This window comes from Caloranaerobacter ferrireducens (assembly GCF_001730685.1).
In the GTDB taxonomy this organism is placed as follows: Bacteria; Bacillota; Clostridia; order Tissierellales; family Thermohalobacteraceae; genus Caloranaerobacter; species Caloranaerobacter ferrireducens.
Genome location: NZ_MDJR01000003.1, coordinates 96,440 through 114,040, shown reverse-complemented (window position 1 = coordinate 114,040; position 17,601 = coordinate 96,440). Strand labels below are relative to the sequence as shown.

Below are 17,601 nucleotides of genomic sequence, written 5' to 3'. Positions count from 1 at the left end.
GAATACATCCATAAAAACACTCTCTTATATCTTATTTAAACAAAATAACGTCTTAATATTTTTTTACTTACATATAATGATATAAACACAAACAAGTAGTTGTTAAAAAAGGTGATAAAAATGGAACAAAGTTATATTATATTACTTATCATTCTAACCTTGAGTTTATTCATTAAAAATAATCCATTAGCAATAGCAAGCTCATTACTTATTTTGATGAAGCTCTTAAAACTAGATTCATATTTCCCAAAATTGGAACTTAATGGTCTAAAAATAGGGATAATAATTTTAACAATAGGTATACTTACTCCAATTGCACAAGATAAATACTCACTAAAAGACATCTTAATATCTATAAAATCACCTATGGGATTATCAGCAATAATTACATCTACACTAGTCATTATGTTTACAGGCAAAGGATATGAACTACTAGCCTCAAATCCTTCAATTGCAGTACCTATCGTTTTAGGTTCTATTATAGGTCTTTTTATATTTAAAGGTATACCTGTCGGTCCATTAGTCTCAGCAGGTATAACATTAGTAATATATAATATATTTAAATTTCTTTACAAATTATTTCAATAAACCTATTTTAAGCAATTTACATTACTAACAGTAGATTTTACTCTCTTTATATATAGCTTTCTCCTAATTCAATTGCTCCTCTAGGAAACCCCCAACAATCATTATCTTTCCTATGCTGCATAATTAAAAATAACCATAAATATTCTCTTAAATCTCTTTAAATCTTCTCTCAAGATTAATACCAAACCCATTCTTTTCCCAAAATTCTCTTGCATTTTTATTAGCGATTGAAGTATACAATTCAACTAAATCGATACCTTTTTCTTTAAACCATCCAATTAGCTCTTTGGTAAGTTTGCTACCAATACCAATTCTCCTATATTTTTTCAATACTACTAATAATGGAATGTATCCAATTTTCTCAGGTAGCATCAATCTAGAATTATTATCTATAGTACCTACTATGATGCCAGCTATTTCATCATTAACTTTAGCTAAAATTGCTACTTTTTCTTTTTCTTCCAATAATTCTTCGAAATATTTAATTAAAATGTTTTTATAATCATCTTTGAATTTTAATGTCTCATGAGCTTGTCTATATTCTTGAGCTAATGGAGCAAGATGTGCTATATCTTCCTTACTTAATCTTTTTATTTCTATTGTTTGCATGTAAATTCCCCCCATTATGTTTCTTCTAAATTAAGCAACATTACGAATCACTTCAATTAGCGATTCAAGTAGCCCCGATATTTTTTATTCTCCAAATAAATATCTAGACTACTTGTTATGCAGTACTTAATTATCATCATGTAAATAATCTAAGACTTCTTTTTCAATTATACTGAAATTTAATTGTGCTAAATCCTTTATACTGTATTTCTGGTCTAATTTTTTTATTAATTCTGCTCCCAAAAAATAACCAGCATCACTAACACCCAAAATTTTAAACCAATCTCCAAAGAATCTTTTTGTGCCTTCTTCTTCTTTCAGAGCTTGTTCATATAATTTCTTTAAATCATTTTTCTTATCATTACATTTTTTTAGCCACTCTTTACCTCTAGAATCTACATCTTTTCCTAATAATTTGTTTTGATAAAATTGTGCAAATCCTTCTTCATATATTCTCCAAATTCCTATATTGTATTTATTTTTTTCTACTTCTTTTGGTAAATCATCTTCACCTCTTAATTCAAAATGAATAACATGACATAACTCATGAGCTATAAGTGGATCTAATTTTTCTATCGTATGCCATTCAAGTTCAGCAATCTTATCAATTCCATAAAATACTGCTCTCTTACCATTATATCTATCTACCCAACCAGCACTATTACAAAGTCCGCAATATAACACTATATTCAGTTCTAAATCTAAGTTAAATATGTCAAAAACTTTTTTATTTATGCCATTAATAATTTGCAGTATGTTATTATATGCCTGCATCATTTTTTCATAATCTTTCTTAGTATTATTAAAAACCTTACTTTTTGCTATTTCTCGCCAATTATAACCATTTAAATCATAATCTTCTTTTATTTTCTTCTCAAGTTCTGGAAATTTACATATATATGCTTTATCCCATAACTCAATTTTTTCTTCTATAGATAAATCTAAATTATTTTGAAAAACTTCTTTGAATTCTTTGAATGTATCAATAATTTTTATCATCTAATTTCCTCCAAACATCTATATCATTAAATTTTGCCTATCTGTTAGCAGATATGCACCACACTAATGGTTATATTATCAGCCATTCTATTCTGAAAAGTTTGAATTTTTAAAAGAAGTTTTAGCCACTTCTGCTTTAGCTTATCAAATAAAATAAGTTAAAAGTAAAAATAATACTATTCCTATAGATTGTTTTGAATACCTTTTACTCATACATAACCACCACACTTTTCTTCACTATTTTCTTGATTTATATAATGAAGTGAGTGTGTAGTTGTACTATTTACACAAAACACTTTATATAAACAATTGTTTCTACTCATATATCCATTCATATAAGAATTCGTGCTCATTCTTATCCCATATTATCCATCCTGCACATACCCCAATAATAATTACAGTTATAAAAACTATAATATAAACGTCTATTGTAAAATATCCTCCCCAGAAAATTTCTAATAATGCTAATGGAATCCCATAATATAATTCACCATAGATAATTATATATCTTTGTTTTATCTTCTTAATATTCTTATTCCACTTTCCACACAAGATGTTTTCATATAAGCTCCATTCTAATAAACTATATAATATACCTAAAATAACAAATACAAATATTAAAAATACACCATCAGTTAATAACCGTGTAATTTTTATTTCCGTTACTCCAAATATTATCTGAAGAATTTCACCTATACTAAAAATTCCTATTCTTAGAATAACGTAATAAATTACAGTCCTCATAATATATTCTATCTTGCCAGCATTTCTAATTCGATTCCATTCTAGCTTTCTTTTCATTTCATAACCCATCCCTATTCTCAAAACATGAACTCACTTGACTTACTCAAATTGAAACTTGATATTTAACATAACGTATCTAGTACTTAAGATGTATTGCATGTCCTTAGTAGTATATCTTAAGTGCTCTGTTATGTGATAGAATCATTCTAAGTATAATTTAATTAGTTTAATACATATTTCTAAAGTTATCTTGATTTAATCTTTCTATCATTTAATATCTTCTTAATTTTATCTACATCTTGTTTTTCAATCTTACCAATTAAGCCTATATTTATTTGATCATGTGAATAAAGTTTTATTTTACCTTTGTCAGATATTTTATAACTCTCTATATTATTAAATTCACAGATTAATCTCTTCCCATTAAATCTTGTCATATAATAAAAGCCTTTATTATCTACTATAATTCTTCTCGGAGAAGTAATCCACTGTGAAAAAAACATTAGCAAAAAAGCAATGTTTTCAAATTTAAAATTGTAATTTAAATCTTCTCTAATAAAAGAAAGTCCCAAAAATGTAATAACAACTATACCCATTAGTGTCATTAGTTTATATATCCAAAAATCTTTTGTCTCAAATAACTTATCTCCATTATACTTATTCTTTCTAATTGATATAAAGGATAAAATAATTAAAACTAAAAAAATAATATCAATTAGAATATAAATTGCATTTAGTATCATTTTTATTCTCCTACTCTTGTTGAGATATATTCGCAGTTTCTGCCACATAACGTATCGCGTATTTACGAAGTGCCTAAGGTATTTCGGTAAGCACCAAAGATGCGAACCGTAAAAACGCTGTTAGGAGATCGCTTTTTTTGTTTTTTCATTATTTGGCAGCTAATCATTTAATTTATTCCAAAATAAATTGATTTCATATCCATTAGGTATATTTACTATTTTTTCATTAGAGTATCCAAGAGCTAAAACACCAAGAACCTTATTAGTTTTTTTAATTCCTAATTTGTTTTTTATCTTCTTATTATTATTGATTGCTAATTTTAACGAATCCATCAATGTACATCCCACATTTAATGAAACTGCTGTTAAAATCATCGTTGCTAATAAATATTGTGCACTCATTTCGGTTGTTGGAACTTTAGAATTGCCAATGACAAGCAAAAGAACATTTGTATTTTCTTTCACTATATGTTTATTTATATACAAATCACGTTCCATTTTCTTTTTTATTACATAGATTGATTTTAAAAAAATACTAATAAATTTTGATATTGGCTTTAGGGAGAACATAAGTTTATATAATCGTTTTACAAATTTTAACGCACATAAGTCAATTATTTGAATCATTGATGGATCATCGATAACCAAAATATCAATATTTTTATTCTGATTTGGAGCATATTTAGCACTACTAGCTATTTTACTTATAATATCTTTTGGAATATCTCGTTTAGCGAATATTTTCGTTGAACGTCTAAACCTCAGTAAAGAAATTAGTTCATCATATCCAATTTTACTTTTAATTAATTCATCTGTGATTTTAGTTGGCGGTATATTATTCATTGTTATTGCCTGATATGGACAGATTGCGATACATTTTTGACATTGATTACATACTTCATAATCAATAATAGGATAGCCCTCATCCTGTGTCATACAATATCCATCAAAATACGATATACATGTACCACATTTTTTACAAATACTTTTATCAAAAAAAATCATTATTCTACAACACCTCATTTTTTTTATTTTAATAAATTATTTTTTGAAAAACGTCGCCTAACGCCCCTAAGCTTCCCGTCGTTCTACACTCTCTATCGTAGGATGAAGGGAAGCTTATGTTAGAGGATGTACAATCAACATCCTGTGAGCAACTCATCTATCCATCGGTAACACTCATCTAGTTCATCATCACTAATTAAATCTGACCTATGCTCAAATAATATCTTACAATCTTGGTTCTCATCTATTAATATCTTCATATACTGTTCTACATCTGCCCATCCTTCACTAGTTAAGTGTTTAGGCAATACTGGATAATGACTATTCTCAAGATTACTTGTAACTTTAACATTCCATAAGTGAATCACTTCTGCATATCTTGTATACTTTTCAAGAAATCTAAATGAATCAAAATTCTCATCTGTCATTTCTTGTAAATGTAATCTTCCTATATCTAAACATAGTTTAATATTATTAAATTCATCCAATAGTTCTTCAAGTAAAGTAGTATCATAGATATATCTGTTTATCGCATCAAGCTCTAATACTGGAATAAAATTATGCTCTTCACCTTGTTTTGATAACCATCTAAAAAACTCCCTGCTTCTTGCTATAAACTCATCTTATGAATACTCTGAAGCATAATAATATTCTGTGTCATCTGTAAAGCGCCAATTTGTCCAATCTACATTATCATCTAAAATTACTGGTTTAGGATAATGCAACAAAACATAATGTGGTTTAAATCTTCTTATGTATTGAAACTCATTAACCATATAATTATATGAATCTACTCTTACATTGTCATTGAGAGACAAATATTGTGGATCTCTTAATCTCCATTGATTAGCTCTTAAAGGAAAATGTATTCCAAATGATATTCTATCTTTTTTAATTAAATTCATTAATGCTTCAATATCTTCTTTGCTCTCAAGTAAACATGCTTCAATTCCAAAGAATTCATCTCGAAAATCTCTATTCTGCTTTTTTATCATACTTACCAAATTGACCTATCATAAATCTTTTCATCTAACTAGCCCCCAAGTTGAGATTATGTATCCTCTAACGATCAAGTATCTGCGACACCTTCGAGCTTTACAAAGAGCTGCTCATGGCTGTGAGTTTTCGAACGCCTAATACAGCGACGACTCGGTTAACGAGAAGGTATGGGTATGCTAACTCTAAAAACTTTCCCTAATAACTCCTTATGCAAACACTTTGTTATGTGATAGAAAAGATAAACTTTTCAGGTCCAGTAGAATAGATATATAGGAAACTATTATCTTTAATCTCCATAACTCTCTAAAACAATCATTCATATATAACAAAACCTTTTTGTTTATCAAAAAAGTTTATCTCAATTTTATAGTGTGAGTTTGGTAATAACCATCTTTCAACATTAACATAAATTGTATTTTCATCTACAATAATTAACATATTTAGCTCTTTAAAGTTGGCATTTATTACTTTATAGACCTCTACTTCACTATCTTTTTTCTTCCATTCAATATGTTCTAAAGATTTAGATACAAAGCTAATACATGCTTCAATCCTCTTATGCTTATACTGATTGGCAAAAACAAATGTTAGTAAAATAACTATTATTAACACCATGCATAGCAGTAATTTTTTCTTAATATATCCTCCTATAGAATGCAATTTTGAGTATTTAGCTAGTTTTTTCTTTCACATAACATTGATGTGTTCCGCCACCTTCGAGCTCGCAGATTTTCGCTCAAACTCACGATATACAAAATCAAGAAAACTCACCTTTTTCAAATGTCTAGTCGATATTTTAGTATTTTTAAAGGATATACTCTTAAATCTAACAATTCTTCTTTTGGTAAATTTTTTTCTTCCATAGAAATAACAAACCATTTATTTTCTCCAGTAAAAGTCCAACGTCCTATTCCTTCAATAACATTACCTTCATCATCCTCATAATCTATTTTAAACTTAATACTTGTGTATGATATGTCTCCATCCAAATATTTAATATCATTAACCAAGGGAATCTCCCCTGAAATCATATTATATTTAGGTTCAATTTTGAAAACTAGGCTTATAAAACCAATACTTTTAGAGTAAAGCGACTCTAGTTTTATTTTGCTGCCTTGATCTTCATAAACGTATACATCAACTTTATATTTTTTCTCTTCACTTTCTAGTAATTTTGTTATCCATTCTTTTTTTAAGGTAAATTTGAATCCTTCATTTTTTTCATATATATCATACTTATATCCCCTCTGATTTAACACGTTACTTTTTATGGCTCTTTCAGAAAGGCAAGTAAAATAAGCTAAAAGTAAAAATAATACCATTCCTATAGATAGTTTCAAATACCTTTTACTCATATATAACCACCACACTTTTCTTAACTAGTTTCTTGATTTTGTATAACGGTTTAGCTGTTTTACGATGGTCCACAATCTTTAAGTGGACTGTTTGTAAACAGCATGTTATAGGACGTGATAAATTAATATAATTCTGGTCGACTAATGTTTAATATATCCATAAAATTATTCTTTGCATTTGCACATAGTTCTATAGTCTGTTTATATTTATTTCCTAACATATCATTATAAGTAACTACAATAGTAAAGATTCTTTCCATAGTTTGTTCTTTAATTATATCTAAAATAAATATAAATTCTTGTCCTTTACTTAATCCGTGTGGAAATTTAAAATTCTTTTCTATTATTTTTAAATCACTCGAATTAAATTTCAAATCAACAAGTGAACCTAATCCTATATTCTTAATTTCTAGAAATCTACCCATTAAAGTAACCCTTGCTGTCTTTCCTTCAATTTCTGTAGCCTTAATTTTACGATTTATATTTGAAGTTCCAGATACTATAGATACTAATATGTAAGGCTGTAAACTTAATCTTTTATCATTTTCGTATTTTTTCTGTTGTTCATGATCTTTATCCTTGTTATATTCAATATTCTTAATGAACGCAAACAATGTTGCAATACCTCCGAATAATCCTCCTATGTAACTTCCCAAAAAGTTTATCCATAAATCATTTGTTATATTGGAAGGTAGATTATTACCTATAATTAGCCAATCAATTATAGAAGGAATAATTAATATTATTATTAATATTGCAATCCAATGTCTTATTTTCATTTTTCCTCCTTTTTTTATTTTTTCATGTTCTATAACTCCCTTTTCACGAACTAGAGTTCATATTATAATACAATATAGTGGTGTTTGCGAATAATTATTCGTGAAAATTTGCTTATGTATGTATTTCTATTACATTATCATCGTCACCCCTTTCATTTTTTCATAATACTGTCTAATGGACTCTTAATTTTACTAAGATTAGCTTTAGTTACATGTGTATATATTTCAGTAGTCTTACTACTTCTATGTCCTAAAAGCTCTTGAATATATCTTAAATCTGTACCACTTTCTAATAAGTGTGTTGCAAATGAATATCTTAATGTATGTACTGTTGCTTTTTTACTTATTCCTGCTATTTTACAAGCATTATTAAAAACCTTCTGTACTGAACGTTCTGTTAAGTGGGTATTTTCATTGCCTCCAGGAAATAACCAATCTTTCGGCTTTTCTATTCTCGCATATATCCTCAACACATCTAGGGCTGCTTTAGAAAGTACATTATATCTATCCTTTCTACCTTTTCCTTGTCTTATATGAATTAACATCCTATCACTGTCTATATCTCCTACTTTTAGATTAACCACCTCGCTTACCCTAAGTCCTGCAGAATATATTAGATATAATATTGCTTTATGTTTATAGTTCTTAACAGAGTTTAAAATTGACAGTACTTCCTCTTGACTTAGTATGTTCGGTAGTTTCTTTTCTTTTTTTGGTCTTGGAATTCAGTACTATTTAAGTCCTCTGGTTTCTTGTCCGTGAATTTTAAAAACCTTATTACATGACCTGTATAAGCTTTCTTAGTTTTAGTACTGTAACCTTTTATAGATAATTGCAAATCTAATTGCTTTGTTATTTCCTTAGTATCAAAATTTTGAAATTCATCAAAATTAATAATTGTTATTCCCAATTTACCCCATTTAATAACTTCATCACTAAATAATCTCATCAAATGCTTTATACTATCTGCTTTATTAGGAATTATCCAGCTTTTTTTCTCAGCATCCCATCTTCTACCTTTTACTTTCTTAATTTTATTTATTTTTTCTTGTCATAAGCAAAGCTGACTTGTATTTCCTTATTACTTATTCTATTAATATTTATCCCATTCAAATCCTTCTTCCACTAACGTACTTTATTACAAAATTTTCTTTCAAATGAAAATATTCTCTATTAAATTGTAAATTCCTTTATTTTTTTATGTTCTTGTAATTATTTGTCGTCACACTACAAGAAATAAGACGATATATTGCATAAAAAAATCAGACATCTAATCCTAGGAATACTATTCATAACTAAAATAAGTATTTCTAGGAGATGTCTGATTACTAAGAAATTAAATTCCTAATCTATATCACATAATTTCCCCATAAATATATTTATAGGACATCTTAAATTCCAATTTCTTTCAATATTTTTATACATCTTTCACAATATGGTCCTTCGGTTTTTACGCCATTTAAATATCTATCTAATGAATCAACATCTTTTAAGATTTCAACAAATGGATTATCTGAAATAATTTCTTTTTGACTATGCTGTACTATTGCATTTACAATTATATTTATTTCATCTTTAGTAATTCGAGGTAGATCGCCTCTATGTATAAAATTATAACGCTCAATAATTTCGTATAAATATCTCTCTGCCGCTTCAGCATGATTTTTATGTCTCTTTGTCTTTACTACACCAATATCATGAAGAGCTGCTGCTATTCCTGCTATTTCTGGATTTATCCCTCGTTTAAGCGCTGAATTTTTCCAATTCGTGAACTGGTATACATGTGCATTATATTCCAACGAATTGACAAATCTCTATCTTCATCTGATAAATCCTTCATTTCTAAAAGTAACATTGATAAAATTCTATTTAATCGTTTTACTGGTAATCTTATTTCTAAATTACTAATATTCTTCTCCATAAAAAAATCCCCTTTTCCCTGAAATATCTTGATTGCATTTCTAGTAACATTCTTGAAATTCATACGGTAGCATATTTGAAATACCTTCAAAATCTACAAATAAAATACACTAGTGTACCCTTGTAAAAATATATTGAATAGATAGTTATTATAAAAATTAGCCCTTAAATCTTATTCTGATAATTCCTGGAAAACTTTTAATAACTCTGGATAAAACTCTTTAAAAGTTGTATACTTATCACGATTATTTTCATATTCAGTTAGTTTTTCATATAACTTGTCAATATATAAAAAACCCCTTTCTTTATGCCATTTAATTTCTTCTTTCGCAGACTTCTCACCAAAAACCTTGTAACATAACCTCAAAGTTACTGCTCTGACAATATGTTCATTCACACATGTCTCCCAAGTTCTATATGCTTGCTCTGTCATTATATTAGAAATAGGTGTATATAAATCTTTGTATTTATCAACTTCATTTTTGCTTTCTTCAGTTAAAGGATTAACATAGGAATGACTAAACTCATGCCAAACAAAGCTTGTTAAATATTGTGAATTTTCAACAGGTGGTATAATACAGAAAGTATCAAATTTTTCATCTTTTCCTGGTATTCTTATCCCATATGCACCACTATATAATGGAACAACTATTATATTATAACTATTCTGTTTTACACCATAATACTCTATAAGATTTTCTAAACAATTATTACTCTTTAATTTATTCTGTATGTCTGTAGTTATCTTATGATAATATTCCTGATGATTTTTATGAAAGTCATCAAATTTAGTTTCGTTTTTAAAATCTACCATCTGTCTAATAAACTCTTTAGTCTTACTTCTACCACCAGCTCTTAATATAACTTCATGATAAGGTATTGTTTTATTCTCCTGTTCCTCATATTTATCGTCTAAATATAAAATAATCTTTGGTGGCATATCAAAAGTAAATCCATATTTCGTCATTTCCTCATAAAGAGAAACTACTCGATGATCTTTATATGGAGAAAAGTAATTATCTACATCTATTTTATAGGTTGTATCTTTGTTGTATATCATACCGTCTTTGTTGTTGAAATCTGCTAAATATTGAATTATTGACAAAAGTTCTATACGTGGGTCTACATAAACATTTAATCTCTCACTTTCTTTTCCTATGCTAACATTTTGGTAGATACTACTTTTGTAGTTTTTCTCATTTTCTATTCCTCTTGTTTCTTTACTGCAACCAACATTCAATAAAGCTAATATTAGCATTACTATAATTAATATTATTATATTAATTCTAATTCCCATTCCCTTTCCCTCCGAGTTTATAAAACCTTGTTAATTTAATTATGAATATAATAAGAAAAATATTAAAATATTAATATTTATAAAAATTTCAACTAACTAATCAGCATACTTTTCTTTGAATATATTTTTTTTATTTACTAAAGTCATAAATCCAAAATCATTTAAATTATGAATTATAATAGCAGTCCAAATACTCTTTGTTAAATAAACGCTTATAGCACATATTAACCCCAAAACTAATGAGCCTATCCAAACAAACTTGTTGTTCCAAGTTTTTAAATGAAGTCCTAAAAATAAGACTGATGTTAATGAGATAGCTACAATAGGTTGAAATAGTTCTAAAAGTGGAATAAAAATAATTCCTCGGTATAAGAATTCTTCCGCTGGTAATTCTAATCCATAAATTAATAAGCTAGTATAGATTAATCCTTTGTTCACATTTTCTTTTTTTAGCTTAACTCCTTTAGCTACTAATATATGAATTCCCATAAAAACAATTCCAATTATTAGACCACAAAAAATAGCTCTAGTAGATATATACAAGAATGTCTTATCTACAAAATACAAAGTAGCTAATCCAAATACAATAAAAAATATTCTCTTAAAAATGTTTTCTTTTAAAGTTCTTATCTTCAAAAATATATCTATTAATGTTAATGCTAATCCTATTATTAGGAACACAATATCCATATATGATCCTCCATTATGATTTTCTTACTTTCAATATACTAACTTTACGATTCAAAAAAAATATTACAATAAATCTTCTATCTTATTGCCATCAACCTCAATTACTCTTAAGTCATCAGAATCTATCCAATGTATATCTCCTTCTCTATCTGCAACTGCCACAACTCTAATATTCCCCTCATCTTCGTGTGGAAATAAATTATCTCCTAAAAAATAAATTTTGTATCGAATAAAAACCTACGAAGTTTTTCTCAAAGTTACATTTTTTCATTCTTAATTAACCAAACTAAAGTCCCACCCGCTGATTTTCTTTTGATAAGGCCATTCTTCATTTCACTTTTTACCCTATTCAACCCTATTTGGTAATCTTCATCCGAAATCAAATGTAGCATCGAATAGCCTTTTTTCTCTAATAATTCTAAAAATTTATTTCCTAACTCTACTTCTTCTCCTTCGCTAATTATTTCAATCTTTAGAAAACTAAATCCATTTTTCTTTGCTGAGCTAATTATTTCTTCTATATCTGGATATCTTTGCTTATCAACAATAGCTGTTGATGGAAAAAACTCTGACATATATCTAAGGTCAATTTGTCTATGTGACTGTGTACTTATACAGACCTTACCTCCATTTTTTAAAACTCTATAAAATTCTAAAAACATTTTATCTATATCTTTAATATGATGGATAACATCCGTCATATACACGAAGTCAAAAATACAATCTTCAAACGGAATATCTGTTGCCAAACCAACTTTTAGAATAATATGTTGGTTCTTTTCTTTAGCTTTTTCTAACATTCCTTCTGATGCATCTACCCCATACACTTCTGCTTTCGTTATCTTTTGCAGTATGTTGGTATAGTTCCCTGTACCACATCCAACGTCAAGAATTTTAGTTGCTTCAGATATCTTAACTTCATCTAAAAAACTATTTATTATGGTCATTTCTTCATCTCTAACATCATCATATATCTTACTAATATCATTGTAATTTATCTTTCCCACTGTTCTTTCCCCCTAAATCACTATAAATATTCCTCTTTTACCTAACATTTCGAATAGTCCAGATATTTTACATGTTTCTTGCAAAATATCTGGACTACTATGTTAGCTGATATTGATACTAAAGTCATTCTGATTTATTAGCCAAATTAGGTATATGGTTTTCAAAGTATTTTCCTATTTTAATAACCTCACTCATAACTCTTTTAGTCTTGTTTACATCTAAAAACCAGTTATCTTTACGAATATCCTTCCCATCTGTCACTGGAGATACAATAATTTTTACTGAAGGTGGAAAAACTGTTTTGTATGTTAGATATGCTCGTCTAGCATGAAATGTTTTGCAAACTAATATAGCTTTATCTACTTTAATTCCCTGTTTTCTAATAACCTCATATGAAAACTCTGCATTTTCAAATGTATGTGTTGCTTTGTCTTCCTTTAATATCGCTTCATTTGGTACTCCTAAATTTATAGCTATATCATATAAAAATTGCCACTCTGAGTTATACTCAGGTATTTTACTATTATAACCACCAGAAGGCAGTATATATTTAGCTAACTTGCACCTGTTGAAATTTTCCTCATATATCCTATTCTTCACCAGAAGGCAGTATATATTTAGCTAACCCCTTATGATATAACTTTGCAGTATGCTCCATCAATTGTCTATGGCTTCCTCCGGGTATCAATATTATGTCTGCACTTTCTAATTTATCCTCCATAAAAATGAAATCTGTAATACTGTCAATTGCTTGTCTCATTTTACCCCCTTCAATCTTAAATCAATTTTAAATTTTATTTTCATGAAACTGTATCCAAGTGCATCCAATAACTAAATTTTAAATTCTCCATTTGAATTCTAAAATCAAATTTTATTCTGAGCTAATCCTTTAAGCAAAGTAACTCTCTGTTCTACAATTTTTTTGTGTTGCTCTTCAGTCCATGCAGGATTTTTATTCTCCCAAAACTTGTTACATGGAATTTCTCTACATTCTCCACAATGTTCTAACCCTTTATCCATTACACAACATTCATAAAAATCACAAACATCAAGTCCTACTTCATGCAACCAACATGGCTTACCCTTTATAGCATGACATCCCTTACAATCCTTTTCATAAATCCTGCAATCACTGCAAATGCACCCACATGCTCCAATAACTTTTTTCATAATAAATTCCCCCTTCTTTTTTAATAAGAACAAAATCTTTGATTTAATTAAATTATAAAGATAATTTTATTAAATCCGTAAAAGGAAATTGTATATTAAATTATCTACAATTTAATAAGGTTTATAACGACCCTGGCATGTAAGCATGCCAGACAAAATTTCAATAAAACCAACATTTTTTTAAATATAAGATTTTATTATAATTCCCTATGGATTATAAAAAAAACATAACTATTCCTATTATAAACTCTCTTTTAAATCTCTCAGAAATCTTCTTGCGAATTCCTCTTTATCCTCATAAAGATTTTGTGCTTCTGGAAGATAACAAGTAAATTTACCCAGTATATTTTTCTCAATGTATTCTATTGTTTCCTCTAAAGTTTGACCTCTTAAAGTTCCAGTGATTAAAGATTTCACGACTAAGAAAGTCCTGCCACCCTCTATTAAATGAGCATCATGAAGAATCTTACCTTCAAGGGTTTCAGGAATCCTTTCCTTTTGCGATTCCCAAGAAATCTGAAGTATTTTATTAATTTTCTCATTTGATAAACCTTTAGATTTAAGAAATTCGGCTATCTGGTTCTCTTTTTCATAAACGATACCATGAAAATAAGCACCATAAACGATTAAATCTATATCTATTTCATTGTCATAATATCTTGCCAACATTTTCGCTGCTTTAAGAACTCTCTTTATATGCGATAAATCGTGCATTATATCCTTATTTTTGTAGAATGATTTAACAAACTTTTCTAACTCCTCGATCATTATCAATTAGAGAATCTCCTTTCTCTCAAGCTCATGTTATACGAAGTAAGGTGATTTTTAATCCTTCATTTTTTACGTATATATCATACTTATATCCCCTCTGATTTAACAATGTTATTTTTTATGGCTCTTTCAGAAAGACAAGTAAAATAAGCTAAAAGTAAAAAAATACCATTACTATATATAGTTTAAATACCTTTTACTCATATATAACCACCACACTTTTCTTAACTAGTTTTCTTGATTTTGTATTATAAGTTATGCATTCTTTTCGTCCTACTTTTTTGTAGTAGGATGAGAAGAATGCTATGCTAAACGGTGTTATATTTTTAATTCCAAAACACTTTAATTTTTTATATCTCAAAATTAATGACAATCATCTATAAAATACCTGCATAAAAAATTGTATAATGATAATCCTATCAAACCACCACTTGTATTTAATATTAAGTCATTTATGTCAAAATCACCTATACCTGATAATAATTGAATAACTTCAAATGATATACTAATGCTTAATGAAGCTATTAGTATGCTATTAATCTTTCTCATTTTTTCTTTCAAAATTGGTAATAAAGTTCCAAGAGGTATAAAAGCAATTATATTTCCTATTATATTTCTAACAATATACATTGTATTTCCTTTTGAAAAAAATAATTGATAAATATTTTTTAATGGTAAATAATTACTGTTGTGTTGTACCCTTCTTATGAATCTTGTCCAATTATTTTCTTTTACTATATTTATTATCATATGCATTGAATATTTAAATAAAATAACTTTCGTTAAAGCAAGAATATAAACTATGAATATTAACCAACTCAATGTTCTAATAGATTTACTATTAATATTAATTTTCTTCAAAATAGTCCTCCTTTGTTTTCCTTTTGATTAAACCTTTTTATAATATATAAATGCTATCTAATGGTCTGAACATTCTCGATAGCCCTGCGTATTTTTGTAGGGTGATGAGAATGGTATGTTATAGAGTGTTAGTCTTAGTATGTTTTTATTTATTTCTTTGTCATTTGTTCTCTTTCAGCAAGAATTAGATATGATAATCCAATGATTAATGCAATTGCACTAAATATATTTAATGAATTTCCCAAATATTCTAACATAGCATCAAATTTATATAAAAAATATCAGTTAGTTTTCTAATCTAGTTAAATTTTACAAAAGCAACTAACTCTCCTCGATCACATGAGTTAAAACCATTTGACTGATAAAAACCTCTAGTCTCTTCACTATCATTTGTTAATAAAACTTTTTGACGTACATCTTTATATTTGTCTAATATGAGACTCAATAGTTTTGATCCTATTCCATTTCTTTTATATGAATCCAACACTAAAATATCTTGTATATATATTATTGTTTGACCATCTCCAACCACTCTAATTAGACCAACTAATTTATCACCATCCCATGCTGATATAGTCATCAATGAAAGTTTTATAGCTTTGATAAGTTTAGATAAATCCTTAGTATATGTTGTCCAACCTGCATCTTCATATAATTCTTTTAAATCATTCTTATCAAATTCGTCTATATATTTATAATTAATATTACGCAAATTTACTCCTCCTTTATTTTTTTCTAAAAAATAAAGAATCTTCTATCTTCTTTTTACCATCCAAAACACTCCTTTTATAAAACCCTATTATAGATACAATTTTATACAGGTATGATATATAACAGTCTCGTGTTTGCGACACCTTCGAACTTTGTAAGGAACTGCTTATGCGAATGACTAATGCAGCGACTGACTCAGTTAGCGAGATGGGTTTTGTTGGGAACCACTCTGTCATGTGAAGTCAGGGCAAGCCTTCACCGTAGCCCATTCATTCTTATAACATCTAATTCTTCTGCTGAAAAAACTTCTTGATCATACAATAGCAAAAACTCTTCTGATACACCGTTTTGAAATACTATTACATCATCTGTATTCACAGTTACCTTTATACCGTTATCAAACAGTTCTCTTATTGGATGGTTCTTTATCTCCTCTACTCTGCTTAACATGTAATTGCTTGTTGGACAAATGTTCAACTGAATATTATTTCTTTGCAGGAAGTTCATGACTGATTTTGACTTGACTGCGCTAATTCCGTGTTGAATCTCGTCCAACTCCAGGACTTCGACTGTTTCTTGGATACTCTCAGCATCTCCAAATTCTCCAACATGCGCCTTCAACTTCAACCCTTTGGATTTCGCCATTCGATACAACTGTTTTAAGTTGCTTGCCGGCTGAGCGAACTCATCTCCATACAAATCCACAGACTTAAAATAATTATAATCAAGATAGGGTTCAAACCATTCGATTAACAATTCTTGAGAAACGCTCCGATTGAATCCCAGTTCAGGGATAAAGTTTACCTCTGGTGCATATTCTTGATGAAGTCTCTTCAATGCTTTAATCAATTCTTCAGCCGAACCATTATAGAGATGTCTGAAATAGACATCTATATTCATTTCCAATTTAATTACTCCATCTGCTTTCGCTTGTATAAAAGCTGCTTCTATTGCCTTTTCAAAACCTAACGTTCCCTTCACATATGGAATGTAGTTCTTGCCAACCCAAGCTTCCATTTCTTCAATGCTTGTGATTCTCTTTGTTAACCTTGGGATCTTTTTCCCAATCCATTCTTCTATATATTTAAGATTCCCACCCAAGATCGCATGATTGTGCAGATCACTTTTTGGAATACTTCTCAATTTCTCTATATTTCTATTCTCAAGAGCTTCGATAAACTGTTTCGTATACATTCAGATTTCCCCCTATATCAACTTACCCAGATTTCATATAACGGTCTCGTGTTTGCGACGCCTTCGAACTGGACCCTATAGGAATACCGTCTTGGCGGTGCTTCGTATCCAGTGAGAAGGTGTGGTGCACATCTCCCTAAAGCTTGACTCCAGTGCAC

24 protein-coding genes are annotated in these 17,601 nt (G+C 28.5%); 1 reads left to right on the top strand and 23 read right to left on the bottom strand.

Going from position 1 to position 17,601, the window contains the following annotated elements; all coding sequences use genetic code 11:
• Positions 1–120 precede the first annotated feature (120 nt).
• Positions 121–588, top strand: coding sequence for a DUF441 family protein (locus BFN48_RS06620; RefSeq protein ID WP_069650114.1), 468 nt, complete (start codon positions 121–123; stop codon positions 586–588).
• Between the two features lie 147 nt (positions 589–735).
• On the opposite strand, the gene BFN48_RS06615 is transcribed toward BFN48_RS06620, so the two are convergent.
• The 23 genes from BFN48_RS06615 to BFN48_RS06520 all read right to left on the bottom strand — a co-directional run bounded on the left by BFN48_RS06615 (position 736) and on the right by BFN48_RS06520 (position 17,443).
• Positions 736–1,197: a GNAT family N-acetyltransferase gene (locus BFN48_RS06615; protein WP_069650113.1), complete on the bottom strand. Its 462-nt coding sequence runs from the start codon at positions 1,195–1,197 to the stop codon at positions 736–738.
• Between the two features lie 126 nt (positions 1,198–1,323).
• Positions 1,324–2,196 carry a DUF2268 domain-containing putative Zn-dependent protease gene (locus BFN48_RS06610; RefSeq protein ID WP_069650112.1) on the bottom strand — a complete coding sequence of 291 codons (873 nt, stop codon included), beginning with the start codon at positions 2,194–2,196 and terminating at the stop codon, positions 1,324–1,326.
• A 315-nt stretch (positions 2,197–2,511) separates the two neighbouring features.
• A complete protein-coding gene (locus tag BFN48_RS06605) occupies positions 2,512–2,997 on the bottom strand; it encodes a hypothetical protein (RefSeq protein WP_141706133.1) in 486 nt (161 codons plus the stop codon).
• 188 nt (positions 2,998–3,185) lie between these two features.
• Positions 3,186–3,683 carry a hypothetical protein gene (locus tag BFN48_RS06600; RefSeq protein WP_069650110.1) on the bottom strand — a complete coding sequence of 166 codons (498 nt, stop codon included), beginning with the start codon at positions 3,681–3,683 and terminating at the stop codon, positions 3,186–3,188.
• Between the two features lie 159 nt (positions 3,684–3,842).
• Complete coding sequence (locus BFN48_RS06595) at positions 3,843–4,688, bottom strand: nitroreductase family protein (RefSeq protein WP_069650109.1); 846 nt, start codon at positions 4,686–4,688, stop codon at positions 3,843–3,845.
• Between the two features lie 134 nt (positions 4,689–4,822).
• Entirely contained in the window at positions 4,823–5,176 is a 354-nt protein-coding gene (locus tag BFN48_RS12135; RefSeq protein ID WP_083238841.1) for a hypothetical protein, read from the bottom strand.
• Between the two features lie 135 nt (positions 5,177–5,311).
• Positions 5,312–5,692, bottom strand: coding sequence for a hypothetical protein (locus BFN48_RS12130; RefSeq protein ID WP_083238840.1), 381 nt, complete (start codon positions 5,690–5,692; stop codon positions 5,312–5,314).
• A gap of 307 nt (positions 5,693–5,999) precedes the next feature.
• Positions 6,000–6,302: a hypothetical protein gene (locus BFN48_RS06585; RefSeq protein ID WP_069650108.1), complete on the bottom strand. Its 303-nt coding sequence runs from the start codon at positions 6,300–6,302 to the stop codon at positions 6,000–6,002.
• 161 nt (positions 6,303–6,463) lie between these two features.
• Positions 6,464–7,042 carry a hypothetical protein gene (locus BFN48_RS06580; protein ID WP_069650107.1) on the bottom strand — a complete coding sequence of 193 codons (579 nt, stop codon included), beginning with the start codon at positions 7,040–7,042 and terminating at the stop codon, positions 6,464–6,466.
• Between the two features lie 122 nt (positions 7,043–7,164).
• Complete coding sequence (locus tag BFN48_RS06575) at positions 7,165–7,821, bottom strand: hypothetical protein (protein WP_069650106.1); 657 nt, start codon at positions 7,819–7,821, stop codon at positions 7,165–7,167.
• Between the two features lie 152 nt (positions 7,822–7,973).
• Positions 7,974–8,447, bottom strand: a complete 474-nt coding sequence (locus tag BFN48_RS12670) for a tyrosine-type recombinase/integrase (protein WP_242863240.1) — start codon at positions 8,445–8,447, stop codon at positions 7,974–7,976.
• A gap of 56 nt (positions 8,448–8,503) precedes the next feature.
• Complete coding sequence (locus BFN48_RS12665; RefSeq protein ID WP_242863233.1) at positions 8,504–8,770, bottom strand: phage integrase N-terminal SAM-like domain-containing protein; 267 nt, start codon at positions 8,768–8,770, stop codon at positions 8,504–8,506.
• A gap of 442 nt (positions 8,771–9,212) precedes the next feature.
• Entirely contained in the window at positions 9,213–9,620 is a 408-nt protein-coding gene (locus BFN48_RS06565; protein ID WP_207644707.1) for an HD domain-containing protein, read from the bottom strand.
• A gap of 293 nt (positions 9,621–9,913) precedes the next feature.
• Positions 9,914–11,038 (bottom strand): DUF4932 domain-containing protein, encoded by a 1,125-nt coding sequence (locus tag BFN48_RS06560; protein WP_069650105.1) that lies wholly within the window; start codon positions 11,036–11,038, stop codon positions 9,914–9,916.
• Positions 11,039–11,134: 96 nt separating this feature from the next.
• Positions 11,135–11,728 (bottom strand): CPBP family intramembrane glutamic endopeptidase, encoded by a 594-nt coding sequence (locus BFN48_RS06555; RefSeq protein WP_069650104.1) that lies wholly within the window; start codon positions 11,726–11,728, stop codon positions 11,135–11,137.
• A 257-nt stretch (positions 11,729–11,985) separates the two neighbouring features.
• Positions 11,986–12,735 carry a class I SAM-dependent methyltransferase gene (locus tag BFN48_RS06550; protein ID WP_069650103.1) on the bottom strand — a complete coding sequence of 250 codons (750 nt, stop codon included), beginning with the start codon at positions 12,733–12,735 and terminating at the stop codon, positions 11,986–11,988.
• Between the two features lie 124 nt (positions 12,736–12,859).
• Positions 12,860–13,336, bottom strand: a complete 477-nt coding sequence (locus BFN48_RS06545) for a YdcF family protein (protein WP_207644706.1) — start codon at positions 13,334–13,336, stop codon at positions 12,860–12,862.
• On the bottom strand, positions 13,326–13,496 hold the full coding sequence (locus BFN48_RS12565; protein WP_207644705.1) for a hypothetical protein: 171 nt from the start codon (positions 13,494–13,496) through the stop codon (positions 13,326–13,328). Before BFN48_RS12565 ends, BFN48_RS06545 begins: the two co-directional genes overlap by 11 nt.
• A 104-nt stretch (positions 13,497–13,600) precedes the next feature.
• Complete coding sequence (locus tag BFN48_RS06540; protein WP_069650102.1) at positions 13,601–13,906, bottom strand: DUF3795 domain-containing protein; 306 nt, start codon at positions 13,904–13,906, stop codon at positions 13,601–13,603.
• A gap of 240 nt (positions 13,907–14,146) precedes the next feature.
• Positions 14,147–14,680, bottom strand: a complete 534-nt coding sequence (locus BFN48_RS06535) for an HD domain-containing protein (protein WP_141706131.1) — start codon at positions 14,678–14,680, stop codon at positions 14,147–14,149.
• Between the two features lie 360 nt (positions 14,681–15,040).
• Positions 15,041–15,538, bottom strand: a complete 498-nt coding sequence (locus tag BFN48_RS06530) for a VanZ family protein (protein WP_069650101.1) — start codon at positions 15,536–15,538, stop codon at positions 15,041–15,043.
• Between the two features lie 298 nt (positions 15,539–15,836).
• On the bottom strand, positions 15,837–16,250 hold the full coding sequence (locus BFN48_RS06525; protein ID WP_069650100.1) for a GNAT family N-acetyltransferase: 414 nt from the start codon (positions 16,248–16,250) through the stop codon (positions 15,837–15,839).
• Positions 16,251–16,504: 254 nt separating this feature from the next.
• Positions 16,505–17,443: an amidohydrolase family protein gene (locus BFN48_RS06520; protein WP_069650099.1), complete on the bottom strand. Its 939-nt coding sequence runs from the start codon at positions 17,441–17,443 to the stop codon at positions 16,505–16,507.
• Between the last annotated feature and the right edge of the window lie 158 nt (positions 17,444–17,601).